Raw genomic sequence first — 26,623 nt, 5'->3', positions numbered from 1 at the left:
CCCCAGACCCCCGCGAGCCCGCCGCCGGCCAGGCCGTCCGCCCCTCCGCGCCCGGCCTGGGACCCGCCGCCCGCCGAGACCCCGCCGCCCTGGCTGCGGCCCACGATCCGGATACGGCTGACCGTCCTGTACGGCGGGATGTTCCTGATCGCCGGCGTCGTGCTGCTGTGGATCATCTACCTGCTGGCCGCGCAGGCCATCCACAAGGGTGCCGAGCTGCCCTTCGAGATCGCCGGGATCCAGATCCGCTCGGTGGCGGGCAGCTGCGTCCAGGTCACCCCGCAGACCACCAACGAGCAGGTGATCCAGGCGATCAACGCCTGCATGCAGCACCAGCGCGATGTGGCGCTCGGCACGCTGCTCAAGCGCTCCTTGCTGGCCCTGATCGGCCTGGCCGTGGTCGCCTTCGCCTTCGGCTACGTGATGGCCGGCCGGGTGCTGTCGCCGCTCGGCCGGATCACCCGCACCGCCCGCAGCGTGGTCGGCTCCGACCTCAAGCGCCGGATCGAGCTGGACGGCCCGGACGACGAGCTCAAGGAGCTCGCCGACACCTTCGACGGCATGCTGGACCGGCTGGAGCGCTCCTTCACCGCCCAGCGCCGCTTCGTCGCGAACGCCTCGCACGAGCTGCGCACCCCGCTGGCGATCAACCGCACCCTGCTGGAGGTGCAGCTCGCCGACCCGGACGCCTCGCCCGACCTCCAGCAGCTCGGCAAGACCCTGCTGGCCACCAACGAGCGCAGCGAGCAGCTCGTGGAGGGCCTGCTGCTGCTCGCCCGCAGCGAGAACGAGATCGTGGACCGCAAGGCCGTCGACCTCGCCGAGGCGGCCTCCAGAGCCCTTGAGCAGACCCGTGGGGAGGCCGGGGCGAAGGGCGTGATGCTGCGCGAGTCGCTGGCTCCCGCGGTCGTGCAGGGCAACGGGGTGCTGCTGGAGCGGATCGCGCTGAACCTGGTGCAGAACGCCGTGCGCTACAACGTCCCGGCCGATGGCTGGGTCGATGTGACCACCAGCGCGGAGCACGGCCAGGCACTCCTGGTGGTGGCGAACACCGGACCGGTCGTTCCCGCCTACGAGGTGGACAACATGTTCGAGCCCTTCCGCCGGCTGCGCACCGAGCGCACCGGCAGCGACAAGGGCGTCGGGCTCGGGCTGTCCATCGCCCGCTCGGTCGCCAGAGCGCACGGCGGGGTGATCACCGCCTCGCCGCGCGAGGGAGGCGGCCTGGTCATGAGGGTCGCGATCCCGATGTGAGGTGCGGTGAACTCCTGTGACAGGCTGTGAACCGCGTCACGCCCGGCCGAGCCCGACTCGCCGCGCCGACCGGGGCGCTGTTCGCTTTGCGAGTAATTGACACTTCTGGCGCGGCCGGCGCACACCTGTGATCGATTGCACACGGCTCTCTCACAGTGTGTACGCTCGGTGATCACAGATCTGGGAGAAACGACCGTAAATTCCATGTTTCCGCAGGTCATGATCACGGGAAGTACACGGAGAGGCATCCATGGCGGATGACTTTCGGACCGCCACGGACCATGATCGGCCACCCTTGCGCTCACCTCTTCGGGGGCGTTGTCGGGTGTCGATTGAGTAACGGGCCTTGATGTGAGGCAAAATCTCCGCCTCGGGTCGGGCACAAGTCCGGCCTCCCGCGCGTTACGGCGCTGGAGACACCACAGACACCCACAGGGGGAGAGCGAAATGGCTACGGATTACGACACCCCACGCAAGACCGACGATGACGTCAATGAGGACAGCATCGAGGAGCTGAAGGCACGGCGGAACGAGAAGTCGACCTCCGCGGTCGACGTCGACGAGTTCGACCAGGCCGAGTCCCTCGAGCTGCCCGGCGCCGACCTCTCCAACGAGGAGTTGTCGGTCCGCGTGCTGCCACGGCAAGCGGACGAATTCACCTGCATGAGTTGCTTCCTGGTCCACCACAGGAGCCAGCTCGCTGCCGAGAAGAACGGAAACCCCATCTGCCGCGACTGTGCGGCCTGACCGGCCGGCGCCGTGACCGGCTCACCGGATGAGCGAAGGAACGTCGAGCGAGGCCGTGCGGCCTCGCTCGCGGCCGCGACCGCCCGCGGGGTCACCCGGGGCGTCGGCGGCGGCGCCCGCGCGAGCGGGCGGCTGGCCAAGGCCAGCATCGGCTCGGTGGCCGAACGGCTCCTCGAGACCGCTCCGCGCATCCCCGTGCGTGATCTCGGCACGCTGCGCGCCCAGTTCCCCGGGCTCGGCCCCGACGAGATCGCCGACCGGCTGATCTCGGCCGCCGTGAAGGGCACCATGACGGTCGGCGCCGGTGTGGGCGCGGCCGCCATGCTGCCGGTCCCGCCCGCCATGCCCACTGAACTGGCCACCGAGACCCTGGGCGTGGCCACTGTCGAGTACAAACTCATCGCCGAACTGCACGAGGTCTACGGACTGCGGGTGCCCGGCTCCGTCCGGGAGCGCGCCACCGCCTACCTCTGGTCCTGGACCGAGCAGCGCGGCATCGACGTGCTGAAGTTGTCGACCCTCAACGTGGCGTTCGGCACCAGCATGAAGCGGGAGATGCGGCAGCGACTCCTGCGCCGCAGCCTCAGACACATGCCCGCGCTGACCCCGTTCATGATCGGCGCCGCCGTCGGCGCGGTGATGAACCGGCGCGACACCCGCAAGCTCGCCCAGCGGGTCCGCAAGGACCTGCGCGCGCACCAACTTCCGTGGCCGCTGCTCGTGGAGAGCTCCGAGACCGCCGAGGTCGGTCGCGAAACCGCGGAGCCCGGCCGCTCCGGCCGCATCCCGCCGCCCGAACTCCCCGGTCCCGCCGGAAGATAGCCCCGCGGCCCGCACGCGGCCCTCCGCGGGCCGGACCGCCCGCGCCGGGCGGGGAAACCCCTAGTTCGCCTGTCCGGCCGTCCTGAAGGCGCCCAGCGCCTCGGCCAGCCGCTGCGGCGAGCGGGTCGACAGGTAGACGTACGGCGTCGGGTCCGCCGGATCGGTCACCTCCACCTTCACCGCCGTCGGCACGTAGGACCGCAGCAGCATGAAGGCCCGCGGGTCCGCCTTGTACGACCGCCAGGCCACCGCCTCCGCCGGGTCCAGCACCAGGGCCTCGCCCAGCGCCTCCAGCGGGATGCGCGCCTTGCCCGCGACCAGCGAACCGGCCACCACGCGGATCCGCGCGGACCCGTAGGAGCTGACCGTCATCATCGCCAGTGCCCCGCCCGCGACCAGGCCGCCGAGCATCGGGAGCAGGCCGAAGGGGAAGAAGACCAGGGCCAGGCCGATACCCGCGCCGATGGCCATGAACCACCAGGAGCGCGGCACGGTGAGGCGTTCGTCGTAAGGCTGCGAAGCGGGCATGGCATAAGCGTGCCATGTCGGTCTGTGCCCGCGGGGTCGGGTGCGCGGGCGGACAGGGGGTGCCCACACCTTCGCGCGATAAGGTCTGCGGCGTGAGTGCAGCCACAACACCCCCCAACGCGGGCCGACCGGGCCTGGCGCCGCCGCCCGGCGCCGCCGCGCCCGTACGCCACCCCGAGGCGCCCGCGCCCGGCGAACTGCTCGGCGCACATTACGACCAGTGCTTCGGCTGCGGCGAAACCCAGCCGTACGGACTGCACCTCGCGGCCAGGGCCGGCGAAGACGTCAGTGTCACCGCGGAGTTCACCGTCCAGTCCGCCCACCAGGGCGCGCCCGGCCTCGCGCATGGCGGGGTGCTGGTCGCCGCGCTGGACGAGACGCTGGGCTCGTTGAGCTGGATGCTGCGGGTCATCGCGGTGACCGGGCGGCTGGAGTCGGACTTCGTACGGCCGGTCCCGGTGGGCGCGACCCTGTATCTGTCCGCGCGCTGTACCGCGGTGGCCGGCCGCAAGATCTACAGCAGCGCCGAGGGCCGGATCGGCGGCCCGGACGGCCCGGTGGCGGTCCGCGCCGACGCCCTGTTCATCGAGGTGAAGATCGACCACTTCACCAGCAACGGCCGTGCCGACGAGATCCAGGCCGCGATGGCCGACCCCGACCAGGTCAAGGTCGCCCGCGCCTTCGAGGTGAACCCATGAGCAAGCCGCCGGTGGACGTGCTGCTGCGCCGGCTCGACGAGTCGGTGCCGGTCCCCGCGTACTCGCATCCCGGCGACGCGGGCGCCGACCTGATCACCACCCAGGCCGCCGAACTGGCGCCCGGCGAGCGGACGGTGCTGCCCACCGGCATCTCCATCGCGCTGCCGGACGGCTACGCGGCCTTCGTCCACCCGCGCTCCGGCCTTGCCGCGCGGTGCGGGGTGGCGATGGTGAATGCCCCGGGAACGGTCGATGCCGGGTACCGTGGGGAGATCAAGGTGATCGTGGTCAATCTCGATCCGCGCGAGACCGTCAGGTTCGAGCCGGGCGACCGGGTCGCCCAACTGGTCGTCCAGCAGGTCGAGCGGGTCCGCTTCCACGAGGTCGCGGAACTGCCGGGATCTGCCAGGGCCGCGGGGGGCTTCGGCTCCACGGGGGGTCACGCCGCGGTGCAGACACCGTCGGCGGGCACGTCCAACAACGGATACGCATCGGTCGTCAGCGACCGGGAAGGACAGTGACCGTGTTCCGTCGTCGCAAGGAGCGCGAAGACGCCATCGACGAGCTCGACGAGGCCGAAGGCCCGGAGGACTCGGCCGAGGACACCGCGGAGCCGGACGACTCCGAGGAGTCGTCCGATTACAACCTTCCGCCCGCCCCGCGGCCCGACGGCCCGTGGGACATGAGCGAGGTCCAGGAGCCCGGCGAGGGCCGGGTGGACCTCGGTGGCCTGTTCGTGCCCGGCGTCGAGGGCATGGAGCTGCGGGTCGAGGTGGCCGGTGAGTCCATCGTCGCCGCGACCGTGGTGCTGCGGGACAGCGCCGTCCAGCTCCAGGCGTTCGCCGCCCCGAAGTCCGAGGGCATCTGGGGCGAGGTGCGCGAGGAGATCGCGTCGGGCATCACCCAGCAGGGCGGCGTCGTCGACGAGGTCGAGGGCCCGCTCGGATGGGAGCTGCGCGCGCAGGTGCCGGTGCAACTGCCCGACGGCACCAACGGGGTTCAGCTCGTGCGCTTCATCGGCTGCGACGGCCCGCGCTGGTTCCTGCGCGGGGTCATCTCCGGCCAGGGCGCGGTGCAGCCCGCCGCCGCCGGCGTGTTGGAGTCGGTCTTCCGCGACACCGTGGTGCTGCGCGGCGAGGCCCCGATGGCGCCCCGCGACCCGATCGTGCTGAAGCTCCCGAACGACGCGCAGATGGTGCCCGACGGCGCCTCGCCCGAGCCGAGCGAGCCGTCGAAGTTCGGTGACGGCATCGACCCGATGCGGCGCGGCCCGGAGATCACCGAACTGCACTGAGCCGTGGCGGCGCGGCCGTTGCCCAGCGGCGGCCATCGCGCACCCAGGGCGCTCCGACCGTGCAACTTCCTTGCAGGGAAGCGCGGTTCGACGTTCGCCGTACCGTAGCCCCTACATCCACCCGGTCGCCGGAACGTTCGGCGGCCGGGTGATCTGTCTTCGGCCCCGCCCGCGCGGCGTCGCCCTGATCGTTATCCGGCAACCGGCTGGTTTCCGGGCGGACGCGGCGTACGGTACGGGTACGCGACGGCCGAGGACGACCACAGCGCGGCCCGGACGGGGGACAGGCCGGCACGGGGGAGGAAGAAGTATGAGCGAGCAATCCGCTGATCAGGCAGGTACGGCAACCGCGATCGCGGAGGGGGCGGACGTCGGCGACCTGGTCGTCGTCGAGGACCTGCGCCGCACCTACGGTTCGGGCGACACCGCGGTGGCCGCCCTGCGCGGAGTGTCCTTCCGCGTGCCGCGCGGCGAACTGGTCGCGCTCAAGGGCCGATCCGGGTCCGGCAAGACCACGATCCTCAACCTGGTGGGCGGCCTGGACGTCCCGGACAGCGGCCGGATCACGCTGGCCGACACCGACCTCGCCGGGCTCGGCGACGACGACCTGCTGGCGCTGCGCCGCGACCGGATCGGCTTCGTCTTCCAGTCCTTCGGGCTCATCCCGATCCTGACCGCCGCCGAGAACGTCGGCGTGCCGATGCGGCTGCGCAAGGCCCCGGCGCGCGAGCGGGAGGAGCGGGTCGCGCTGCTGCTGGCCCTGGTCGGCCTCGCCGACCACGCCGCCCAGCGGCCGGGGGAGTTGTCCGGCGGCCAGCAGCAGCGCGTCGCGATCGCCCGCGCGCTCGCCAACCGTCCGGTGCTGCTGATCGCCGACGAGCCCACCGGCCAGCTCGACGCGGACACCGGACTGGCGGTGATGGAGCTGTTGCGCGCGGTGGTGCGCAGCGAGGGCGTGACCGCGCTGGTCGCCACCCACGACACGCAGCTGCTGGCGCTGGCCGACCGGGTGCTGGAGCTGCGCGACGGGCGGATCGTCGACGCGGAGCGGCCGGAAGAGCGGCCGGAAGAGCGGCCGGCGGGGGAGTCGTAGCCGGGACAAGCCGCGGGAAGGCGCCGACGGCCCTTGAGAACGGTCGCTCGGAGCCGTGCTCCGGGCCTCTGGTCCCGCGCGGGCATCCCGGTACCCTTGGCGATATGAGTGGTGCCATCCGTTCCGACCGACCCGCGGGTCGCTTCCGTCGCATGCTCGACCGCCTGTCCTCCTCCCAGGAGGAACTGCATTCCGAGGAACTGCAACAGGACGCCCTCGCGGTCGGCTGCACACGGATCTGCGACTGCTCCGACCGACAGATCGTGTCCGTGACCGGTACGCTGCGTACGGTCACGCTCCGTCCTCGGGCCGGCGTGCCCGCACTGGAAGCCGAACTGTTCGACGGTTCGGCCGCACTCGACGTGGTGTGGCTGGGACGCCGCAGCATCGTCGGCATAGAACCCGGGCGCATGATCATCGCGTCCGGCCGGATCTCCATGAACCGAGGCCGTCCGGTGCTGTTCAACCCCAAGTACGAACTGCGTCCGGTCGGACAGGAGTAACCAGGTGACGTCGATCGACAACACGGATCAGACGGTGGGCGCCGATCCGGCGGCTCCGGACGGCTCCGGCGGGTCCCACCGGCTCGGCGGGTCCGGCGGCGCCGACGGCGGATCTCAGGGCACCGACGAGGCGGCCCGCGCGGTCACCGAGGCGGCGCTCTTCGAGGCGTTCGGCGGCGTGCGCGGCATGGTGGAGACCACCGTGCCCGGGCTGGTCTTCGTGGCGATCTACACGGTCGACCACGACCTCAAGAGCTCCGCGATCGCCTCGCTCGCGCTGTCCCTGGTGATGGGCGCGGCCCGGCTGCTGCAACGGGACACCCTCAAGCACGCCTTCAGCGGGGTGTTCGGGGTCGCCTTCGGCGCGGTCTTCGCGATGGTGTCGGGCAACGCGAAGAACTTCTACCTGCCGGGCATGCTCTACACCCTCGGCCTCGCGCTCGCCTACATCGTCACCGCCGCCGCCAAGGTCCCGCTGCTCGGCCTGATCCTCGGGCCGATCTTCAAGGAGAACCTGTCCTGGCGCACCCGCAACCCGGGGCGCCTGCGCGCGTACACCAAGGCGAGTTGGGCGTGGGGGCTGATCCTGCTCGCCAAGTCCGCGATCCTCTTCCCGCTCTACTGGTGGGGGAACGCCACGCAGCTCGGCTGGGTCAAGGTCGCGCTCGGCATCCCGCCGTTCCTGCTGTCGGTCTACCTCACCTGGATCTTCCTGGTGAAGGCGCCGCCGCCGATCGACGTGATCGCGGAGATGGAGGCGGCGGAGAAGGCCGAGAAGGCCGAGAAGGAGCGCCAGGCGTCCGCGTCTTCCTGACCGCTCCGCGTCGTCCCGACCGTCGGATGTCGTCCCGACCGTCCAGCGTCGTCCGCACGGGCGGCCGGCCGTACACATCACGTGCCAGGGCCCCGACCACTCACGGTGGTCGGGGCCCTGGCGCATGTCCGCGGGCACGCGCCGGGGCGCGTGGTTCCGCCTATTCCTCGGCGGCGCCGTCCTGGACCGAAAGCAGGTCCTCCAACTGCTCCTCGCGGTGCGGCGCCGCCACGAACAGCAGCTCGTCGCCGGCCTCCAGGGCGTCGTCCTTGGAGGGCGTGAGCACCCGGTTGCCGCGGATGATCGTCACCAGCGAGGTGTCGGTCGGCCACTCCACGTCACCGACCCGGGTGCCGACGAGCGCGGCGTCCTCGGGCAGCGTCAACTCCACGAGATTCGCATCACCCTGGCTGAATCGCAGCAGCCGCACCAGGTCGCCGACGCTGACCGCTTCCTCGACCAGCGCCGACATCAGGCGCGGCGTGGAGACCGCGACGTCGACGCCCCAGGACTCGTTGAACAGCCACTCGTTCTTGGGGTTGTTGACGCGCGCGACGACCCGCGGGACGCCGTACTCGGTCTTGGCCAGCAGCGACACGACCAGGTTCACCTTGTCGTCGCCGGTCGCGGCGATCACCACGTTGCAGCGCTGCAACGCGGCCTCGTCCAGCGAGGTGATCTCGCAGGCGTCGGCGAGCAGCCACTCCGCCTGCGGGACCCGCTCCACGGAGATCGACGTCGGGTTCTTGTCGACCAGCAGCACCTCGTGGCCGTTCTCCAGCAGTTCCCCGGCGATGGAGCGGCCGACCGCGCCGGCCCCCGCGATGGCGACCCTCATGACTGCGCCTCCTCGGGCCCCTTGGCGAACGCGGCCTCGACGTCGGCGACACCGTCGGTGCGCATCATGACGTGCACGAGGTCGCCTTCCTGGAGCACCGTCTGGGAGGTCGGGAGCACGGCCTCGCCGAGCCGGGTGAGGAAGGCCACACGGACGCCGGTCTCCTCCTGGAGCCGGCTCACCTTGTGACCGATCCAGGCGGCGGACGTGTGCACCTCGGCGAGTTGCACCCCACCGCTGGGATCGCGCCACAGCGGCTCCGCGCCCGACGGGAGCAGCCGGCGCAGCATCTGGTCGGCGGTCCAGCGCACGGTGGCCACGGTCGGGATGCCCAGGCGCTGGTAGACCTCGGCGCGCTTGGGGTCGTAGATCCGGGCCGCCACGTTCTCGATGCCGAACATCTCGCGGGCCACCCGGGCCGCGATGATGTTGGAGTTGTCGCCGCTGCTCACGGCCGCGAAGGCGCCCGCCTCCTCGATGCCGGCCTCGCGCAGTGTGTCCTGGTCGAACCCGACTCCGGTCACCCGGCGCCCGCCGAACCCGGAGCCGAGGCGGCGGAACGCCGTCGGGTCCTGGTCGATCACCGCGACCGTATGACCATGCTGTTCGAGGGAGTGCGCGAGAGCTGAACCCACTCGCCCGCATCCCATAATCACGACGTGCACGACCGTCCTTCCGGCTGCCAACATTTGACGACTGAGCCTGACGACTGCTGAGTCCGACTGATGCGACTAGTGCCCCTCCCGGTCACGGCACCAGGACCGTGAAACCAAGAGCCGTCGTCGTAAAAGTTGGTCCAAGACTCTCAGACCGGGGGCCCAAGCTCCACACGCGCGGGGTGGCGTAGAAGTTCCGCGTGAGTGGGGGCGCAGGTTCTTCACACCCGGTCCGGTACTCGGGCGCACGGGTGCCATGCCCATCCCTTAACATCGCGGGGTGTCCAAACTGACCGACCTGCCGAAACGGATCCTGATCGGCCGGGCGTTGCGCAGCGACAGGCTGGGCGAGACGCTGCTGCCCAAGCGGCTCGCACTCCCGGTCTTCGCCTCCGACCCGCTCTCCTCGGTCGCCTACGCGCCCGGTGAGGTGCTGCTGGTCCTTTCGATCGCCGGCATCTCCTCCTACCACTTCAGCCCGTGGATCGCGGTCGCGGTGGTGGTGCTGATGTTCACCGTGGTCGCCTCCTACCGGCAGAACGTGCACGCCTACCCCTCCGGCGGCGGTGACTACGAGGTCGCCACCACCAACCTGGGGCCGAAGGCGGGGCTCACCGTCGCCAGCGCGCTGATGGTCGACTACGTGCTCACCGTCGCGGTGTCGGTCGCTTCGGGCATCGAGAACCTGGGCTCCGCGGTGCCGTTCTTCGTCACCCACAAGGTGCTCGGCGCGGTCGGCATGATCGTGGTGCTGATGCTGATGAACCTGCGCGGAGTGCGGGAGTCGGGCACGATCTTCGCGATCCCGACCTACGCGTTCGTCTTCGGCGTCTTCTGCATGATCGGGTGGGGCATCGTCAAGATCGCCTCCGGGCAAACCATGAACGCGCCGACCGCGCACTACACGATCCACGCGGAGTCCCCGGGCCTCGGCGGATTCGCGCTTATCTTCCTGCTGTTGCGCGCCTTCTCCTCCGGATGTGCCGCGCTCACCGGTGTCGAGGCGATCAGCAACGGCGTGCCGGCCTTCCGGAAGCCCAAGTCGAAGAACGCCGCCACCACGCTGGCCGCCATGGGCCTGCTGGCGGTCACGATGTTCTGCGGGATCATCGCGCTCGCGATGAACACCCACGTGCGGATGGCCCAGAACCCGGCCACCGACCTGCTCAACAACGGCAAGCCGGTCGGCAGCCACTACACCCAGGACCCGGTGATCGCCCAGGTCGCCGAGGCGGTCTTCGGACACAACTCGATCCCGTTCATCTTCCTGGCCGCGGTCACCGCGCTGGTGCTCTTCCTCGCCGCGAACACCGCCTACAACGGCTTCCCGGTGCTCGGCTCGATCCTCGCCCAGGACCGCTACCTGCCCCGGCAACTCCACACCCGCGGCGACCGGCTGGCCTTCTCCAACGGCATCGTGCTGCTGGCCGGCTTCGCCGCCGTGCTGGTCTACATCTACGGCGCGAACTCCACCCGGCTCATCCAGCTCTACATCGTCGGGGTCTTCGTCTCCTTCACGCTCAGCCAGACCGGCATGGTCCGGCACTGGAACCGCCACCTGCGCACCGAGATCGACCCGGCCAAGCGCCGCCACATGCACCGCTCCCGCGCGATCAACACCTTCGGCGCCTTCCTGACCGGCCTGGTGCTGGTGATCGTGCTGCTCACCAAGTTCACGCACGGCGCCTGGGTCGCGGTGCTCGGCATGGTGATCTTCTTCGCCACCATGACCGCGATCCGCCGGCACTACACCCGCGTCGCCGAGGAGATCGCCGCCGACGACGAGCCCGGCGACGACTACGTCCGCCCCTCCCGGGTGCACTCCATCGTGCTGGTCTCCAAGCTCCACAAGCCCACCCTGCGCGCCCTGTCCTACGCCAAGCTGATGCGCTCCGACCGCCTCGAAGCCCTCAGCATCAACGTCGACCCGGAGGACACCAAGGCCCTCCAGGCCGAGTGGCACCGCCACGGCATCGACGTGCCGCTGAAGGTCCTCGACTCGCCCTACCGCGAGATCACCCGCCCGATCATCGACTACGTCAAGGGCCTGCGCCGCGACAGCCCCCGTGACGTGGTCAGCGTCTACATCCCCGAGTACGTCGTCGGCCACTGGTACGAGCACCTGCTGCACAACCAGAGCGCGCTGCGGCTCAAGGGCCGCCTGCTGTTCAGTCCCGGCGTCATGGTCACCTCGGTGCCCTGGCAGCTCGACTCCTCCGAGGTGGCCCGCGCGCGGGCCCGCCGCCGCGCCGACTGGAACGCGCCCGGCTCCATCCGCCGCGGCCCGGTCGGCCCGCCCCGCTCCGACCAACGCGAGCACACCACCCCGGGCACCGGGAAGAAGTAGCCGGGCCGAGGGCGGTCGGCCGAGGGCGGTCGGTCGAGGATGGTCGGCCGACGGCGGTCGGTCGAGGGTGGGCGCGCACGTAGACTGGGCGGTCGCCGTCCCCCCGCCGACCAGCCCGTGACCCGCCTCGCCGTCCACCCCAGGAGCAGCGCCGCCATGCAGACCGATTCCGCCCCCTCGATGGTCGGCCACGAGTTCGAGGTCGAGGTCGGGCCGGTCGCTCACGGCGGCCACTGCGTGGCCCGTACCGAGGCCGGACAGGTGCTCTTCGTCCGGCACGCCCTGCCCGGCGAACGGGTCGTCGCCCGCGTCACCGAGGGCGACCAGGACGCCCGCTTCCTGCGCGCCGACGCCGTACGCGTCCTGGAGCCCGGCAAGGACCGCGTCGAGCCGCCCTGCCCCTTCTCCGGACCGGGCCGCTGCGGCGGCTGCGACTGGCAGCACGCCACCCCCGGCGCCCAGCGACGGCTCAAGGCCGCCGTGCTCACCGAACAACTCGCCCGGCTGGCCGGCCTCACCCCCGAGGAAGCGGGCTGGGACGGCACCGTGGCGCCCGCGCCCGGCGACAAGGTGAGCCAGGCCGACCTGGACGCCGGCGCCCCCGCCGTGCCCGCCTGGCGCACCCGCGTGCAGTACGCGATCGACGCCGAGGGGCGGGCCGGGCTGCGCAAGCACCGCTCGCACGACGTCGAGGTGATCGACCACTGCCTGATCGCCGCGCCCGGGGTCAGCGAACTCGGTGTCGAGGCCCGCAACTGGCCGCAGATCGCGACCGTCGAGGCGATCGCCGCCACCGGCTCCCACGACCGCCAGGTCGTCCTCACCCCGCGGCCCGGCGGCCGGCTGCCGATCGTCGAACTCGACAAGCCGGTGTCCGTGCAGCGCATCGGCGAGCGGGACCACGCCGTGCACCGCGTGCACGGCCGCCCGTTCGTCCGCGAGCGCGCCGCCGGCCGCACCTGGCGGGTCGGCGACGGCGGTTTCTGGCAGGTGCACCCGAAGGCCGCCGACGTCCTGGTCGAGGCCGTCATGCAGGGACTGATGCCGCGCAAGGGCGACATGGCGCTCGACCTGTACTGCGGGGTCGGCCTCTTCGCCGGCGCGCTGGCCGAACGTGTCGGGGAGCGCGGTGCCGTGCTCGGCGTCGAGTCCGCCAAGCGCGCGGTCGAGGACGCCCGGCACAACCTCCAGGACCTCGACCGGGTCCGGATCGAACACGGCAAGGTCGAGCAGGTGCTGCCCCGTACCGGCATCACCGAGGCCGACCTGGTGGTCCTCGACCCGCCGCGGGCCGGCGCCGGCCACGCCACCGTCCGGCAGATCGCCTCGCTCGACGCCCGCCGCATCGCCTATGTCGCGTGCGATCCCGCGGCGCTGGCCCGGGACCTGGCGTGGTTCGCCGAGGAGGGCTACCGCCCGCTGCGGCTGCTGGCCTTCGACCTCTTCCCGTTCACCCACCACATGGAGTGCGTGGCGATCCTGGCACCGGCCGCGAAGAGCTCCTGACTCAGGCGCGCTTCGTGCGCGTCAGGAACAGGCACACCGCCGAGGCGATGACCACACTGCCGGTGCCGACGCTGATGGCGACCTGCTTGCCGCCGTCGAAGGCGAAGCTGGTGGAGACGTTGGTGGCGGCGGCTGCCACGAGCAGCATCCAGAGCAGGGCCTTCATGGCGGTTCCATTAGTCGGGCGGCGGGGCCGGCTGCCCCTTGCGGACACCATAATGCCCGCCGACCCGGCGGTGGAGCGAGGGGGCACTCCACCGGACCCGTGGTGTAGCCCGCTCCACCACGGGCCGGGTGGCGTACCCGCGTTCCCCGGCCGGACCGGTCGCCTAACCTGATGACCATGAAGCAGAGGCTGTGGCTCGAGTGGCGGGCGACGCGGCAGCTCCTGAGAGCTGCTGGTCTGGCACTGGCCTCGCTTCTGTTCCTGCCCGTCATGGTGTTCACCGTGACCGCCACGGTGCTGGTGGTCGGCGCGGGCGTGCTGCCCGAGTCGGTCCTGCTGCTGCGCCGGATCGCCGGCGTCAAGCGGCGCGAGGTCGAGAACCGGACGGGGGAGGCGGTCCCGGAGGCGTACGTCCCGCTCGTCGGCGATCTGTCGGTACGGGTGCGTACGGCGGTCGAGGACCCGGGCACCACTCGCGACCTGCGGTGGCTGGCGCTGCACTTCCTCTACGGCTGGCTGCTGGCCTACGCCGCGCTGCTGGTCTGGGTCGTCGGGCTGCTCGTGGACGGCCTGTGGTGCGGGGTGTTGGGGCGCAGGGCGGTGCTGCTGCCGCTCATCGGGCGGCTCGCGGACCTGGACGCCACCTGGTCCCGCGCCCTGCTGGAGCCCTCGCCGGACGCCCGGCGCAGCGCCGAACTCGCCGAGCGGGTCGAGGAGTTGACGGCCACTCGGGCGGGCGCGGTGGCGGCGCACGGCGCCGAACTGCGTCGTATCGAACGCGACTTGCACGACGGCACCCAGGCCCGCCTGGTGGCCCTGTCGATGCGGGTGGGCCTGGCGCGGCGGGCCCAGGGCACGGACCCCGACGCCGCCCGCAAGCTGCTCGACGACGCGCAGGACCAGGTCGAGGAGGCGCTCACCGAACTGCGTAACGTGGTCCGCGGCATTCACCCGCCGATCCTCACCGACCGGGGCCTGGGCAGGGCGGTACGGGCGCTCGCGGCCGGCAGCGGCCTGGAGGTCGAGGTGACCGACGAGGGCCTGGAGGCAGGCCCGCGCGCACCGGCCGCGGTCGAGGCGGCGGCGTACTTCGCGGTCGCCGAGGCGCTCACCAACGCCGCCAAGCACAGTGGATCCCGCCGGGCCTGGGTGGAACTCGCCAGGGGGCGCCGTTCGTTGCTGATCTCGGTGCGTGACGAGGGCCGTGGCGGCGCCGACGAGACGGGCGGCAGCGGGCTGCTCGGCCTGCGGCGCCGGGCGGCCGCGCTCGACGGCATCGTGCAGGTGTCGAGTCCCGTCGGGGGACCGACGGTGATCGGAGTGGAACTGCCGTGCGTGTGGTGATCGCGGAGGACAACGCCCTGCTGCGGGAGGGGCTGGTGCTGCTGCTCACGTCCGCCGGCCACGAGGTGGCGGCGGTTGCGACCAGCGGTCCCGAGGTGCTCCCCGCTCTGCTGGAGCACCGCCCCGACGTGGCGGTGCTGGACGTCCGGATGCCGCCCGCCTTCCGCGACGAGGGCCTGCGGGCGGCGATCGCGGCGCGGGCGGAGATCCCCGGGCTCCCGGTCCTCGTGCTGTCCCAGTACGTCGAGGAGACCTATGCCGCCGAGCTGTTGGGCGGTGGCGCGAGCGGTGTGGGCTACCTGCTCAAGGACCGGGTGGGCAGGGTCGACGAGTTCCTCGACGCCCTGGAGCGGGTCGCCGCCGGCGGCACCGCCCTGGACCCGGAGGTGGTGGCCGAACTTCTGGCCGCCCGCAAGGACGACCCGATCGACGCGCTGACCCCGCGGGAGCGCGAGGTGCTCCAGCTCATGGCGGAGGGCCGGGACAACGCCACCATCGCCGCGCAACTGGTCATCACCGAGCGGTCGGTGAGCAAGCACATCGGCAACGTGTTCCTCAAGCTGGACCTGCCGCAGAGCGACAGCGGCCACCGCAGGGTGCTCGCGGTCCTCGCGTACCTGAACAAGCGATCCCGAGCGTGAGGGATTCGCGTCGGACCGGTGCGCAGCGCCGTTCCGCCGCCGGATCTGCGTTCCGAACTCCCTTGTAGTGAAGGTGTGTTGCGGCGACGGGTCATCGTCCCGCCCGGCCTGACGCCAGGCTCCGGCGGGCGCCTGAACCGCGGATCTCGCCTCCGCACGCACGGAGTTGTCGGGGCAGCCCGCGCTGCCGCGTGCTCTTGACGGGGCAGCACCTCACTCGTAGGGTCCCGGACAACCGACATCTGATGTCGTTCATCAGTTATCAGATGTCGTCCGGGAGTTCGCGCCGTTCCGGCGCCGTGCACCTGCCGTCCCTCGATCCGGCACCCCCACCCCCGAGGAGTCCGCTGTGACCGAAAGTTCCCCGCACATCCGTCCGCCGCGCCGGAAGGAGCGGCCGGCGCGGACACCGCACCGGAAGGCGTCGCCGCAGCGGCTGTTGCTGCTGCTGGTCGCCGTACTGGCCGCCCTCGTGGCGCCGTTGGCCACCGCGGCGCCCGGCGGTGCCGCGACCGGAACCCAGTCGGCCGTCGGCAGCCAGGACTGCAACAGCAGCAGAATCCGGCTGGAGTTGCTCAACCCGACCGCGTCGGCGACCACGTTCACCGTGACGTGGAGCGGATACGGCACCTGGACGCCCTCGGTCGCCGCGGGCGACCGTACCGACCTGTTCTTCACCAAGACGAGCGGCACCGCGTACTCCTTCCACGTCACCACCCCGCAGGGCCTGGACACCACGGTGGCCGGCACCCTCGACTGCGGTACGGCACTGGGGGCGCAGGTCAGCCTGGACTGCCCGCGCAACGCGGACGGTTCGCAGCCCGCCACGCACGTGCTGCGGATGACGCTGGTCAACCACTCCGCCGCCGCGCAGGTGTTCACCGTCGCCTGGCCCGGCCGCAGCGGCAGCGCCTGGACCCGGGCGGTCGCGGCCGGCGGTTCGGACGCCACGCTGCTGTGGACGGTGCCCAACGGCACGCCGTACGCGTTCACCACCACGACGGCGAGCGGCTTCAGCCGTACCGAGTCCGGCACCGCGACCTGCGGCCTGGCGGCCGGCACGCCGGGGATGAACGTGCAGACGCTCTTCAGCACGACCACCCCGATCGAGGGGCTCAACCGCCTTTCCGCCGACGGCTCGACGTACGAGACGTACACCGGCACGGCCGCCTCGGTCCGTATTCCCGCGATGGCGGTCACGAACTCCGGCACGGTCATCGCGATGGCCGACGCGCGGGTGGACGGCAACTCCGACCTCGGGGGCGGCACCAACAACATCCAGACCGTCATGCGGCGCAGTACCGACGGCGGCGCGACCTGGTCCACGCCGAAGGTGGTGCTGCACGCGCCGACCACCAGTGAGGGCTACGGCGACGCCAGCCTGCTGGTCGACCGGACGGCGGGCTCGCACGGCAAGCTGTACCTGTTCGACAACTACTCGCCCGCGCCCGGGGTCGGTTACTACGGTTCCGTGGCCGGCTCCAACTCGGCGACCGACACGACCGCCATGCACATCCGCTACATCACCTCGACCGACGACGGCCTGACCTGGAGCGCCCCGGTCGACCTCAACCCGCAGGTGAAGAGCGTGAACTGGGCGGGCATGTTCGCCTCGTCGGGGCACGGCATCCAGCTGGCGAGCGGTCGCCTGGTGCAGCCGATCGTCTACCGCGAGGGCGGCGCCGACCACGCCGCCGACATCTACTCCGACGACCACGGAGCGACCTGGCACGCCGGCCCTGCAGCCGCCACCAACGTCAACGAGAGCAAGGTCATCCAGCGCGGCAGCGGCAAGGTGGTGCAGAACCTGCGCTCGAACAGCGGCGGCAACCGCTGGTACGCCACCGCGGGCGACGCCTCGCCGGCCGGCGCGACCGACGTGGCCAGTGCCTTCGGCCCCGCGTGGAACTCCGGTCTGGTCGACCCGGGTTGCAACGCCGACGAGATCTCCTATCTCACGCCGTCCCAGGTGAGTTCTACCGGGGCCCCGCTCACCACCCCGGTGACGCTGGCGAGCAACAACGCCTCGGGGTCCAGCCGTTCGGAGCTGACCGTGCGGGTCAGCCAGGACGATGTGGCGAGTTGGCCGTACCAGGCCCTGGTCAAGTCGGGGGACGCGGGCTATTCGACCCTCGCCGTCCTCGGCGGCGGCGCGGTCGCCGACCTCTACGAGATCGGCGACACCGGCGGCATCGTCTACTCCGACTTCACCCTCGACTGGGCGAAGCAGGACCACTGACGGCCGGTGCGTGAGCGCTTCCGGCGGTTGGTCCGGAAGCGGTGGCAACCGGTTCGGGAGCGGCGGGGCCAGGCCCCAGCCGCTTTCGGACCCACACCAGTTGCCGGGCCCGGTGGAACTCTCCGCCGCCCTCGTGCCCGTTGAAGTGGTAGACCGCCAACTCCTTGGGGCCGGCGTACGCGTGATAGGCCGCTATGCAGGTGGAGGGCGGGCAGATCTGGTCCATCATCGCCACCGAGAACAGTGCCGGGGCGGTCGCGCGGGGCGCGAAGTGCAGGCCGTCGAAGTGGTCGAGCTCGGCGAAGAGGGCCTCGGCGCGGTCCCGGTGCAGGGCGAGGTAGGAGGCGATCTCGGTGTACGGCGGCAGGGCGGCGCGTTCGGCGCCGCGCCGTATGTGGCACAGGAAGGGGACGTCGGACATGACACCGGCGAGTCCCGGTACGAGGCCCGCCGTCGCCAGCGCGATGCCGCCGCCCTGGCTGAAGCCGGTGATCACGATCCGGTCGGGATCGATCTCCGGGTGGCTGCGGGCGGCTTCCACGCAGCGCACCGCGTCGGTGAACAGCCGCCGGTAGTAGTGGTCGTCCAGCCGGCCGGTGCCGCGGGTGAGGAAACCGGGCACGGGGCCCTGTCCGGTGCCGCCGGCGTCGGGGGTCGCGCCGGGCGCCGCGGACCAGCCCTGGCCGCGGGTGTCCATGACCAGGTGGGCGTAGCCGGCCGCGGCCCAGGTCAGGTTCTCGTGCGGCAGGCCGCGGCCGCGGCCGTAGCCGAGGAACTCCACCACGCAGCCGAGCGGTCCGGCCGGGGTGGCGGGCAGTCGCAGCCAGCCGCGGACCGGCTCGCCGTCGTATCCGGTGAAGGTGACATCGCTCACGCGGACCCCGGGCAGACCGGCGTCGACGGCGTCGAACCGCGGTGGTCGCGCGGCCCGCGCGGCCGCTTCGAGGGTCCGGGTCCAGAACGCGTCGAAGCCGGCGGGCGCGGGCTGCTCGGCGCGGTATTCCAGGCATTCCGCCAGGGTGAGGTCGGTCAGGGGCACGCCGGGCTCCTCGGAGAGACGGGGTGGGACATCTGATGTCCGATGTCCCTCTCCGTCGGGAACTTAGGCGGAGTCCCCGGCGGCGTCAAGGCGGCGTGCCACCCGGCGGGGTGCGATGACGGCGGCCTCCCGACCTGCGGACCTGCCTGCGGACCGGCTGCTGCCGCCGCCCTTGCCGTCCTTCCTCGCCCCGGTCCCGGCGCCGGAACCGGCCTCTGCTCCGTCGCTCGTACCGTCGCTCGTGCCGGCGTCCCGCGTGCCGGCCGTGCGCGCCTCCGTGATCCGCCGGCGCACCGGTGCGTAGTGGTCGGAGACGGCCGCGGCGAAGGCCGCCGCGTCCCGGGCGCGGGCGGCTTCGACGATCCGGCGGTGGTGATGCACCGTCTCGACCTCGTCGGCCCGACTGATCCCGTTCAGGTGCGGGGCGACGATGATGTAGACGTCCCAGAACGCGGCCGAGAGCTGCCCGATCAGTTCGTTGTCGAGCGGGGCGACCAGGAGGGCGTGGAAGGCGCGGTCGGCCTCGACGAAGCCGGTCCCGTCGCCGCTGCCGGACGCCTCCATGTCGTTCGCCAGAGTGTCGAGGGTGTCGATGTCGCCGACGTCGAGAGCGGCCACGATCCGGTCGGCCATGCCGCGCTCGAACAGCTCGCGCATGTCCGCCAGTTCCAGCATGAGCTGCATGTCGTCGTCGCGGTCGAGAAGGCCACGGAACGTGAGACTTTCCACCAGTGCGGACAGTCCGAGCCGCCCCACGTAGGTGCCGTGGCCGCGGCGGACCTCCACGATGTCGAGGACGTCCAGGGTCTTCACGGCCTCGCGGACGCTGGACCGGCTCGCGTCCAGGGCCTCGCAGAGCTCGTTCTCGGTGGGCAGGAGGTCGCCCGGACGGAGTCCGTTGTCCAAGATGTAACGTTTGATGCCTTCGCTGACCTCGTGCATCAGCAGACGGCGGCCCCGCCCGTTGCCGGAGTTACGACTTGCGTCCACCCCTTGACCCCTCTCGTCCTGACGACTACGGTCCACCCTACCAGGCATCAGACATCTGATGTCCTATGTAGCGCAGAGTATTCTCGATGTTCGGCTTACCCTTGCCGAAAATCCGTTCGGCAGCCACCCGGCGGCACCGTTCGGTCACCCGGTATTGCCGGGCGGCCCCGGACCGGTCGGGTCCGTCCGGTCCCACCGGCCCCACCAGCCCCACCCGGCACTGCTCCACATCGTTCATCTCGTCACCGTCCATCCCATCCTGTTCCCGGAGGTTCCTGTGTCTTCTCGACGGACACCCGCCAGAGTCGATCGCCGTGCTTTCCTGCGGTATTCCGGCGCGGTCGGCGCGGCCGCCGCCTTCACCGGCACCCTCGCCGCGTGCGGCGGACCCTCCTCGACCACGGACAACGGCTCCAGTTCCGGCGGCGGTACGGCCGGCAATACGATCACCGCGGGTATTTCGTACGCCCTGTCCACCGGGTTCGACCCGATGACCTCCTCCGGTGCCACTCCGGTCGCCGCCAACTGGCACATCTTCGAGGGGCTGGTGGACCTCAACCCGGTCACCCTGTCGGCCCGCCCGGCACTGGCCACCGCGATGCCGGCCAAGGTCGACGCGACGACGTACCGCGCCACGCTGCGCGAGGGCGCGACCTTCCACGACGGTTCGGCCGTCACCTCGGACGACGTGGTCTTCAGCTTCCAGCGCATCCTGGACCCGAAGAACGCCTCTCTAATGGCGCAGTTCCTGCCGTTCCTGGACTCCGCCCGCGCGGTGGACACCCACACGGTCGAGTTCAAGCTGAAGTACCCTTTCGCGCTCTTCCCCTCCCGGATATCGGTCGTCAAGGTCGTGCCGAAGAAGATCGTGCAGGCCGACGAGAAGGGGTTCGACGCCAAGCCGATCGGCTCGGGCCCGTACTCGCTGGTGTCGGCGACCCGTGAGGACAAGATCGTCTTCAAGAAGTACGCCAAGTACAACGGACGTTACCCGGCCAAGGCCACGTCGATGACGTGGAACCTGCTCTCCGACGCCTCCGCCCGGGTCAGCGCGATGGAGTCCGGCCGGGTCGAGGCCATCGAGGACGTGCCGTACATCGACATGCCCGGCCTGAAGCGCAAGTCGACCGTCGAGTCGGCCTCGTCCTTCGGCAACCTCTTCCTGATGTTCAACTGCAAGAAGAAGCCGTTCGACGACCCGAGGGTCCGTCAGGCACTGCACTACGCGCTGGACACCGAGAAGATCATCGCCACCGCGATGTCCGGCCAGGCCACCCCGGCCAGCGGCTACCTCCAGCCCAGCCACCCCGACTACGTCAAGGCCGGCACCGTCTACGGCCACGACCCGGCCAAGGCCAAGGCGCTGCTGAAGGCCGCCGGCGTCAGCAGCCTGAAGGTCACCGTGCTGACCACCGACACCTCCTGGGTGCAGGACATCGCGCCGCTGGTGAAGGAGAGTTGGGACGCGGCCGGCATCAAGACCACCCTGAGCATCGGTCAGTCCTCGGCCCAGTACGCGAAGATCGACACGGGTGACTTCGACCTGCTGGTCGCGCCGGGCGACCCGTCGGTGTTCGGTAACGACGTCGACCTGCTGATGCGCTGGTTCTACGTCGGCACCTGGCCCGAGACGCGTTACCACTGGTCGGGCACCGCCAAGGGCAAGCAGGTCGTCTCGCTGCTGGACCAGGCCGCCCGCACCGCCGACACCAAGGCGCGCGCCGCCCTGTGGGCCCAGGTCACCGACATCGTCGCCGACCAGGTGCCGCTCTACCCGATCCTGCACCGCAAGCTGCCCACCGCGTGGAACAAGCACGCGCTGACCGGGTTCAGCCCCGTGCCGACGACGGGCCTGTCGTTCCTCGGAGTGTCCCCGGCCTGAGCCGCCGGGCCGGCGGCTGTCCCGCCAGTCGCCGGCCCCGCACCACCAGTCGTCCAGGACCTACCGCTAGGAACACCCGATGTTCGCTTTCCTCCGGCTCGCGCTGCGCCGCGTGGCGATCATGCCGGCGATGATCCTCGGCATCACCCTGCTGGTCTTCGTCGTGCTCCAGTTCTCACCCGCGGATCCCGCCTACAACGCGCTGGGGGAGAACTCGACCGCCGCGGCCCGTGCGGCGTTCGCCCAGGCGAACGGGCTCAACGACCCGCTGCCCGTACGCTATTACCACTTCATCGTCCGACTGCTGCACGGCAACCTCGGCGTGACCGTGCCGCCGAGCCAGCCGGTCGCCGACCGCATCTCCGTCGCCTTCCCGCTCACCTTGCAACTGACGCTGCTGGGGCTGCTGATCGCGATCGTGCTCGCCGTGGTGCTCGGCGTCATCGGCGCGGTGTACCGGGACCGCTGGCCCGACCATGTCTTCCGCGTGCTGTCGATGGCCGGTGTCGCGGTGCCCTCCTTCTGGCTGGGCGTGCTGCTGATCCAGCGGTTCGCCCTGGACAACTCGTTCTTCCCGACCGGCGGATACGTCAATCCGGGAGACTCCTTCACCGGCTGGCTGCGCTGTATGACGCTGCCGTCGATCTCGCTCGCGGTCCCGGTCGCGGCCTCGCTGGCCCGGCTCATCCGCACCTCGATGGTCACCGAACTCGACCGCGACTACGTGCGCACGGCCACAGGCAACGGCCTGCCACCGATGCTGGTCATCCGCTCCGTGCTGCGCAACGCGCTGGTCACGCCGCTCACCGTGCTGGGCGTCAAGGTCGGCTACCTGCTCAGCGGCGCGGTCGTCATCGAGACGATCTTCGACCTTCCGGGCATGGGCAAGCTCATCCTGGAGGGCGTCACCGGCGGCGATGTCGCCCTGGTGCAGGGCACCGTCCTGACGATCGCGCTCGCCTTCCTGGTCGTCAACGTCGTCGTCGACCTGCTCTACCTGCTGGTCAACCCGCGCATCAGGACGGTGTGAGATGTTCCTGTTCACTGGCCCCCAACGCATCGTGGCCAAACTGTCCCGCCCCGGCATCCGCTTCCGCGCGCTGCCGCCGGCCTCGCGGATCTCGCTCGTCGTCCTGATCGTCGTGGCGCTCGCCGCGGTGTGCGCATCCCTGATCGCGGACAACCCGCTGACCACCGGCATCCCCGTCCAGGCGCCGAGCGCCCACCACTGGTTCGGCACCGACCGGGTCGGCCGCGACATCTTCGCCCGGGTCGTGTACGGCTCCCGCTACTCCCTGGTCATCGGCCTGGGTTCGACGGCTTTGGCCGTCGTGGTCGGCGCGATCCTCGGCTCGCTGGCCGCCACCTCGCCCAAGTGGGGCGACGAGACGGTCATGCGGATCCTGGACGTCGTCATGTCCTTCCCGCCGATCGCGCTGGCCGCCGTACTGGTCACCGTCTTCGGCTCCAGCGTGCCCGTCCTGATCTTCACCATCGCGTTCGTCTACGTGCCCTCGCTCGCCCGCGTGGTGCGCGCCAACGTGCTCGCCCAGTACGGCGAGGACTACGTCGCCGCGGAGAAGGTCATCGGCGCCCGACGCACGTACATCGTGCTGCGACACGTGGCCATCAACTGCGCCGCGCCCGTCATGGTGTTCGCGACCGTCCTGGTCGCCGAGGCGATCATCTTCGAAGCCAGCCTCTCCTTCATCGGGGCCGGTGTGCAGGACCCCGAGCCGAGTTGGGGCAACGTCCTCTCCTACGGCCGGCAGATCCTGCTCTCCGGCGGCTGGTGGGCCACGTTCTTCCCCGGCCTGGTGCTGCTGATCACCGTGCTGGCGCTGAACGTCCTGTCCGAGGGGCTCACCGACGCCTCCGCGTCGCCCGGTGCCGCCCGGGTGGACCCGGTGGCGACCGCGGTGACCGCGGGTGGCGACGCGTCGCAGGCCGAGTCGGCGGAGCCGGTGGATGGGCCGGCCGGACTGCCTGCGGGGCGGACCGGTGACGCCGGGACGTCCGGGGCATCCGGGTCGTCCGGTGCTGCCGCTGCCGCGAAGGGCGGGGCGGACGACGACCGGGCCGCCGTCGAGCGCAGTCTCGTACTGCTCGCCGAACGCATGACGACCCACCCGCCGGTGATCCGGCCGGTCCCGGCCGACGCCCCCGACCTGCTGACCGTCCGCGACCTGTCGATCCGCTTCCCCGACCGCTACGGCGACGTCCCCGTGGTCGACGGCATCTCGCTCACCGTCCGCGAGGGCGAAACCCTCGGCCTGGTGGGGGAGTCTGGCTGCGGCAAGAGCATCACCAGCCTCGCCGTCATGGGCCTGCTGGCCCGCAACGCCGAGGCGAGCGGGAGCATCGAGTACCGCGGCCAGGACCTGCTCGGCCTCGCCCCCCGGCAGCGCCGCGCGCTCGCCGGCAGCGAGATCGCGATGGTCTACCAGGACGCCATGTCCTCGCTCAACCCGTCGGTGCTGATCGGCCGCCAGCTGCGCCAGCTCACCTCGCGCGGCGGCACCCGCAGCCCCGTCGAACTCCTCGAACTGGTCGGGCTGTCCCCGGAACGCACGCTGCGCAGCTACCCGCACGAACTGTCCGGCGGCCAGCGCCAGCGGGTACTGATCGCGATGGCGCTGTCCCGCAGCCCCCGGCTGCTCATCGCCGACGAGCCGACCACCGCGCTCGACGTGACCGTGCAGGCCCAGATCGTCGAACTGCTGGTCCGGCTGCGGGACGAGCTCGGCTTCGCGATGATCCTGGTCTCCCACGACCTGGCACTGGTCAGTGGCCTCGCGCACCGGGTCGCGGTGATGTACGCGGGCCAGGTCGCCGAGACCGGCGACACCCGTGCGCTGCTCACCGACCCCACCCACCACTACACCCGCGGACTGCTCGGCTCGGTCACCTCGCTGGAGTCGGGCGCGCCCCGGCTGCACCAGGTGCACGGCGTGGTCCCGGCCCCGCAGCACTTCGGCGCCGGCTGCCGGTTCGCCTCCCGCTGCGAGGCGGCGACCGAACTGTGCCGCACTCAGGCGCCCGGGCTCGGCGGACGCCCCGGGGCGCTCGCCGGCGCCGGTGAAGAGCTCGGCGGCGAGGCGGGACGGCACGGCTTCGCCTGCCACCACCCGGCGGAACCCGTACTGCTGCAAAGGAGCGGACGATGATCCGGCTCGAAGACGTCCACGTCCGGCACCGGGCCCGGGGCGGCGGCCTGTTCAAGCACGACGCCGTGCACGCGCTCACCGGGGCCGAACTGACCGTGGAGCGCGGTGAGATCGTCGGCCTGGTCGGCGAGTCCGGGTGCGGGAAGTCCACGCTGGCCCGCGTCCTGACCGGACTTCAGCGGCCCACCGAGGGCCGGGTGCTCTTCCGCGGCGAGGACCTGTGGGGCCTGCCCGCCGCCAGGCGGCGTACCGAGTTCGGGTCTTCGGTCGGGGTGGTCTTCCAGGACGCCTCGACCGCCCTGAACCCGCGCATGCCGGTGGGCCGCATCCTGCGCGACCCGCTGGACGTGCACCGCCGCGGCACGGTCCGTGACCGGGAGCGCCGGGTCGTCGAACTCCTCGACCTGGTCGGGCTGCCCAGCCACACCCTGCACGCGTTGCCCGGCCGGCTCTCCGGCGGGCAGCGCCAGCGGGTGGCCATCGCCAGGGCGCTGGCGCTGGGGCCCGAGCTGATCGTCGCCGACGAACCCACCAGCGCGTTGGACGTGTCGGTACGCGCCCAGGTGCTCAACCTGCTGATGGACCTGCGCGCCGAACTCGGCCTCGGCATGGTCTTCATCTCCCACGACATCCAGACCGTCCGGCATCTCTCGGACCGGCTCGCCGTGCTCTACCTCGGCCGCATCGTCGAGGAGGGCCCGACGGCGCAGGTCTCCAGGACGCCGGCCCACCCGTACACCGAGTCGCTCTTCTCCGCCACGCCCAGCCTGCTGGAGACCACCGAGCGGATCGTGCTGAACGGTCCCGTCCCCTCCGCCACCAACCCGCCGAGCGGTTGCCCGTTCCGCACCCGCTGCTGGAAGGCGGACGACGCCTGCGCGGACGTCTTCCCGGCGCCGACCGCGGACGGCGCGCACCGCTGGCACTGCGTACACCCTCAGATTCCCGCACCGGCGGCCACCGCCACGCGGCCCGCTACAAGGAGCAGTTCGTGAAGCCCCGCACCACCCCCTTCTCGGGGGTCATCCCGCCCGTCGTCACCCCGCTCGCCGCCGACGGCACCGTGGACACCGTGTCGTTGGAGCGCGTGGTCCAGCACCTCATCGACGGCGGTGTCGACGCGCTGTTCGCGCTGGGCAGCTCCGGCGAGGTCGCCTACCTGACCGATGACCAGCAGGACATCGTCCTCGACGTGGTGGTGAAGACCGCGGCCGGGCAGGTCCCGGTGCTGGCCGGCGCCATCGAGACCACCACCAACAAGGTGATCGAACGCGCCAGGACCGCGACCGCGAAGGGCGTCTCGGCGATCGTCGCGACCGCCCCCTTCTACACCCGCACCCACCCCACCGAGATCGACCGGCACTTCCGGCAGATCGCCGCGGCCTGCGAACTGCCCGTGCTCGCCTACGACATACCGGTGTGCGTGCACAGCAAGCTCTCCCGCGAGCTGGTCCGTACCCTCGCCGCCGACGGTGTCCTCGCAGGTGTGAAGGACTCCAGCGGCGACGACGTGTCCTTCCGCCAGCTCGCCCTCGCTCTGAGCGACCAGTCCGGATTCGCCTTGCTCACCGGGCACGAGGTCGTCGTCGACGCGATGTTGCTGGGCGGCGCCGACGGTTCGGTCCCGGGCCTGGGCAACGTCGACCCGCACGGCTACCGGCGGCTGCACGACGCCGCCGCGCGCGGCGACTGGGCCGCCGCCCGGGCCGAACAGGACCGGCTGGCCCGGCTCTTCGAGATCGTCGCGGTGGCCGACCCCGCCACCGCCTCCGGAACGGCCGCCGGGCTGGGCGCGTTCAAGACCGCGCTCACCATCCTCGGCGTGATCGCCGCGAACACCGTCAGCCCGCCGATGCGCCCGCTGACCGCCGAGGAGACCGACCGCATCACCGTGATCCTCGAACAGGCCGGGCTGCGATGACGCTGCTCGCCGGGGTCGACATCGGCGGCACCAAGACAGCCGCCGCCCTGATCACCCCCGAGGGCAAGCTGGTGGACCGCACCTCCCTCGCCACCCCCGCCGCCCAGGGCCCGGCCGCCGTCCTCGACGCGGCG

The 26,623-nt window shown here is 71.4% G+C and carries 25 protein-coding genes and 1 pseudogene; 19 read left to right on the top strand and 7 right to left on the bottom strand.

Translation table 11 applies throughout. From position 1 onward, the window contains the following. From AC13HU_RS04515 to AC13HU_RS04505, 3 genes are all read left to right on the top strand, one after another. On the top strand, positions 1–1,254 hold a 1,254-nt coding region (locus tag AC13HU_RS04515), incomplete at its 5' end, for a sensor histidine kinase (protein WP_483040404.1). 447 nt (positions 1,255–1,701) lie between these two features. Beyond that, positions 1,702–2,001, top strand: a complete 300-nt coding sequence (locus AC13HU_RS04510) for a DUF4193 domain-containing protein (protein ID WP_103884889.1) — start codon at positions 1,702–1,704, stop codon at positions 1,999–2,001. A gap of 12 nt (positions 2,002–2,013) precedes the next feature. After that, positions 2,014–2,823, top strand: coding sequence for a hypothetical protein (locus AC13HU_RS04505; protein ID WP_483040403.1), 810 nt, complete (start codon positions 2,014–2,016; stop codon positions 2,821–2,823). A 60-nt stretch (positions 2,824–2,883) separates the two neighbouring features. Here AC13HU_RS04505 and AC13HU_RS04500 read toward each other — a convergent pair whose 3' ends face one another. After that, complete coding sequence (locus AC13HU_RS04500) at positions 2,884–3,351, bottom strand: DUF3093 domain-containing protein (RefSeq protein ID WP_483040402.1); 468 nt, start codon at positions 3,349–3,351, stop codon at positions 2,884–2,886. 92 nt (positions 3,352–3,443) lie between these two features. On the opposite strand from AC13HU_RS04500, the gene AC13HU_RS04495 reads away from it, so the two are divergent. The 6 genes from AC13HU_RS04495 (at position 3,444) to AC13HU_RS04470 (ending at position 7,753) form a co-directional block, all read left to right on the top strand. Further along, positions 3,444–4,049: a PaaI family thioesterase gene (locus tag AC13HU_RS04495; RefSeq protein WP_483040401.1), complete on the top strand. Its 606-nt coding sequence runs from the start codon at positions 3,444–3,446 to the stop codon at positions 4,047–4,049. Then, positions 4,046–4,570, top strand: a complete 525-nt coding sequence (dut, locus tag AC13HU_RS04490; protein WP_483040400.1) for a dUTP diphosphatase — start codon at positions 4,046–4,048, stop codon at positions 4,568–4,570. Before AC13HU_RS04495 ends, dut begins: the two co-directional genes overlap by 4 nt. Positions 4,571–4,572: 2 nt before the next feature. Beyond that, the gene (locus AC13HU_RS04485) at positions 4,573–5,343 is read left to right on the top strand and encodes a DUF3710 domain-containing protein (RefSeq protein WP_483040399.1); all 771 of its coding nucleotides are present in this window, start codon (positions 4,573–4,575) and stop codon (positions 5,341–5,343) included. A 310-nt stretch (positions 5,344–5,653) separates the two neighbouring features. Then, complete coding sequence (locus AC13HU_RS04480; RefSeq protein ID WP_483040398.1) at positions 5,654–6,436, top strand: ABC transporter ATP-binding protein; 783 nt, start codon at positions 5,654–5,656, stop codon at positions 6,434–6,436. A 104-nt stretch (positions 6,437–6,540) separates the two neighbouring features. After that, positions 6,541–6,939 carry an OB-fold nucleic acid binding domain-containing protein gene (locus tag AC13HU_RS04475; protein ID WP_328470367.1) on the top strand — a complete coding sequence of 133 codons (399 nt, stop codon included), beginning with the start codon at positions 6,541–6,543 and terminating at the stop codon, positions 6,937–6,939. Between the two features lie 4 nt (positions 6,940–6,943). Further along, on the top strand, positions 6,944–7,753 hold the full coding sequence (locus AC13HU_RS04470; RefSeq protein ID WP_483040397.1) for a DUF3159 domain-containing protein: 810 nt from the start codon (positions 6,944–6,946) through the stop codon (positions 7,751–7,753). Between the two features lie 160 nt (positions 7,754–7,913). On the opposite strand, the gene AC13HU_RS04465 is transcribed toward AC13HU_RS04470, so the two are convergent. Next, a complete protein-coding gene (locus AC13HU_RS04465) occupies positions 7,914–8,591 on the bottom strand; it encodes a potassium channel family protein (RefSeq protein ID WP_483040396.1) in 678 nt (225 codons plus the stop codon). Beyond that, positions 8,588–9,256 (bottom strand): potassium channel family protein, encoded by a 669-nt coding sequence (locus AC13HU_RS04460; protein WP_483040395.1) that lies wholly within the window; start codon positions 9,254–9,256, stop codon positions 8,588–8,590. The genes AC13HU_RS04465 and AC13HU_RS04460 overlap by 4 nt, the downstream gene beginning before the upstream one ends. Before the next feature lie 271 nt (positions 9,257–9,527). Here AC13HU_RS04460 and AC13HU_RS04455 point away from each other — a divergent pair, with 271 nt between their 5' ends. Together AC13HU_RS04455 and AC13HU_RS04450 are read left to right on the top strand one after the other, a co-directional pair. Then, positions 9,528–11,594 (top strand): APC family permease, encoded by a 2,067-nt coding sequence (locus tag AC13HU_RS04455; RefSeq protein WP_483040394.1) that lies wholly within the window; start codon positions 9,528–9,530, stop codon positions 11,592–11,594. A gap of 156 nt (positions 11,595–11,750) precedes the next feature. Continuing rightward, on the top strand, positions 11,751–13,100 hold the full coding sequence (locus AC13HU_RS04450) for a class I SAM-dependent RNA methyltransferase (protein ID WP_483040393.1): 1,350 nt from the start codon (positions 11,751–11,753) through the stop codon (positions 13,098–13,100). Position 13,101: 1 nt separating this feature from the next. Here AC13HU_RS04450 and AC13HU_RS04445 read toward each other — a convergent pair whose 3' ends face one another. Then, positions 13,102–13,266, bottom strand: a complete 165-nt coding sequence (locus AC13HU_RS04445) for a hypothetical protein (RefSeq protein ID WP_483040392.1) — start codon at positions 13,264–13,266, stop codon at positions 13,102–13,104. A gap of 177 nt (positions 13,267–13,443) precedes the next feature. Here AC13HU_RS04445 and AC13HU_RS04440 point away from each other — a divergent pair, with 177 nt between their 5' ends. The 3 genes from AC13HU_RS04440 (at position 13,444) to AC13HU_RS04430 (ending at position 17,490) form a co-directional block, all read left to right on the top strand. Continuing rightward, positions 13,444–14,610 carry a sensor histidine kinase gene (locus AC13HU_RS04440; RefSeq protein WP_483040391.1) on the top strand — a complete coding sequence of 389 codons (1,167 nt, stop codon included), beginning with the start codon at positions 13,444–13,446 and terminating at the stop codon, positions 14,608–14,610. Next, positions 14,598–15,251 (top strand): LuxR C-terminal-related transcriptional regulator, encoded by a 654-nt coding sequence (locus tag AC13HU_RS04435; protein WP_483040390.1) that lies wholly within the window; start codon positions 14,598–14,600, stop codon positions 15,249–15,251. Before AC13HU_RS04440 ends, AC13HU_RS04435 begins: the two co-directional genes overlap by 13 nt. Before the next feature lie 349 nt (positions 15,252–15,600). Then, positions 15,601–17,490, top strand: a complete 1,890-nt coding sequence (locus AC13HU_RS04430; protein ID WP_483040389.1) for an exo-alpha-sialidase — start codon at positions 15,601–15,603, stop codon at positions 17,488–17,490. Here AC13HU_RS04430 and AC13HU_RS04425 read toward each other — a convergent pair. From AC13HU_RS04425 to AC13HU_RS04415, 3 genes and pseudogenes are all read right to left on the bottom strand, one after another. Then, positions 17,459–18,529 carry an acetylxylan esterase gene (locus AC13HU_RS04425; protein ID WP_483040388.1) on the bottom strand — a complete coding sequence of 357 codons (1,071 nt, stop codon included), beginning with the start codon at positions 18,527–18,529 and terminating at the stop codon, positions 17,459–17,461. The genes AC13HU_RS04430 and AC13HU_RS04425 overlap by 32 nt on opposite strands. Before the next feature lie 258 nt (positions 18,530–18,787). Then, positions 18,788–19,471 (bottom strand): annotated as a pseudogene (locus tag AC13HU_RS04420) (FadR/GntR family transcriptional regulator); the annotation flags it as partial. Between the two features lie 85 nt (positions 19,472–19,556). After that, a complete protein-coding gene (locus tag AC13HU_RS04415; protein ID WP_483040387.1) occupies positions 19,557–19,757 on the bottom strand; it encodes a hypothetical protein in 201 nt (66 codons plus the stop codon). Positions 19,758–19,796: 39 nt separating this feature from the next. Between AC13HU_RS04415 and AC13HU_RS04410 the strand changes: the two genes are divergently transcribed. From AC13HU_RS04410 to AC13HU_RS04390, 5 genes are all read left to right on the top strand, one after another. Beyond that, positions 19,797–21,401, top strand: coding sequence for an ABC transporter substrate-binding protein (locus tag AC13HU_RS04410; protein ID WP_483040386.1), 1,605 nt, complete (start codon positions 19,797–19,799; stop codon positions 21,399–21,401). 79 nt (positions 21,402–21,480) lie between these two features. Then, positions 21,481–22,431, top strand: a complete 951-nt coding sequence (locus AC13HU_RS04405) for an ABC transporter permease (protein ID WP_483040385.1) — start codon at positions 21,481–21,483, stop codon at positions 22,429–22,431. 1 nt (position 22,432) lies between these two features. Beyond that, positions 22,433–24,568 (top strand): dipeptide/oligopeptide/nickel ABC transporter permease/ATP-binding protein, encoded by a 2,136-nt coding sequence (locus tag AC13HU_RS04400; protein WP_483040384.1) that lies wholly within the window; start codon positions 22,433–22,435, stop codon positions 24,566–24,568. After that, positions 24,565–25,563, top strand: a complete 999-nt coding sequence (locus tag AC13HU_RS04395; protein ID WP_483040383.1) for an oligopeptide/dipeptide ABC transporter ATP-binding protein — start codon at positions 24,565–24,567, stop codon at positions 25,561–25,563. Before AC13HU_RS04400 ends, AC13HU_RS04395 begins: the two co-directional genes overlap by 4 nt. After that, positions 25,560–26,489 (top strand): dihydrodipicolinate synthase family protein, encoded by a 930-nt coding sequence (locus AC13HU_RS04390; protein WP_483040382.1) that lies wholly within the window; start codon positions 25,560–25,562, stop codon positions 26,487–26,489. Before AC13HU_RS04395 ends, AC13HU_RS04390 begins: the two co-directional genes overlap by 4 nt. The last annotated feature ends 134 nt before the right edge of the window (positions 26,490–26,623 follow it).

Source organism: Streptomyces sp. NH27 (genome assembly GCF_056859195.1).
This window is presented reverse-complemented; position numbering and strand designations above follow the sequence as displayed.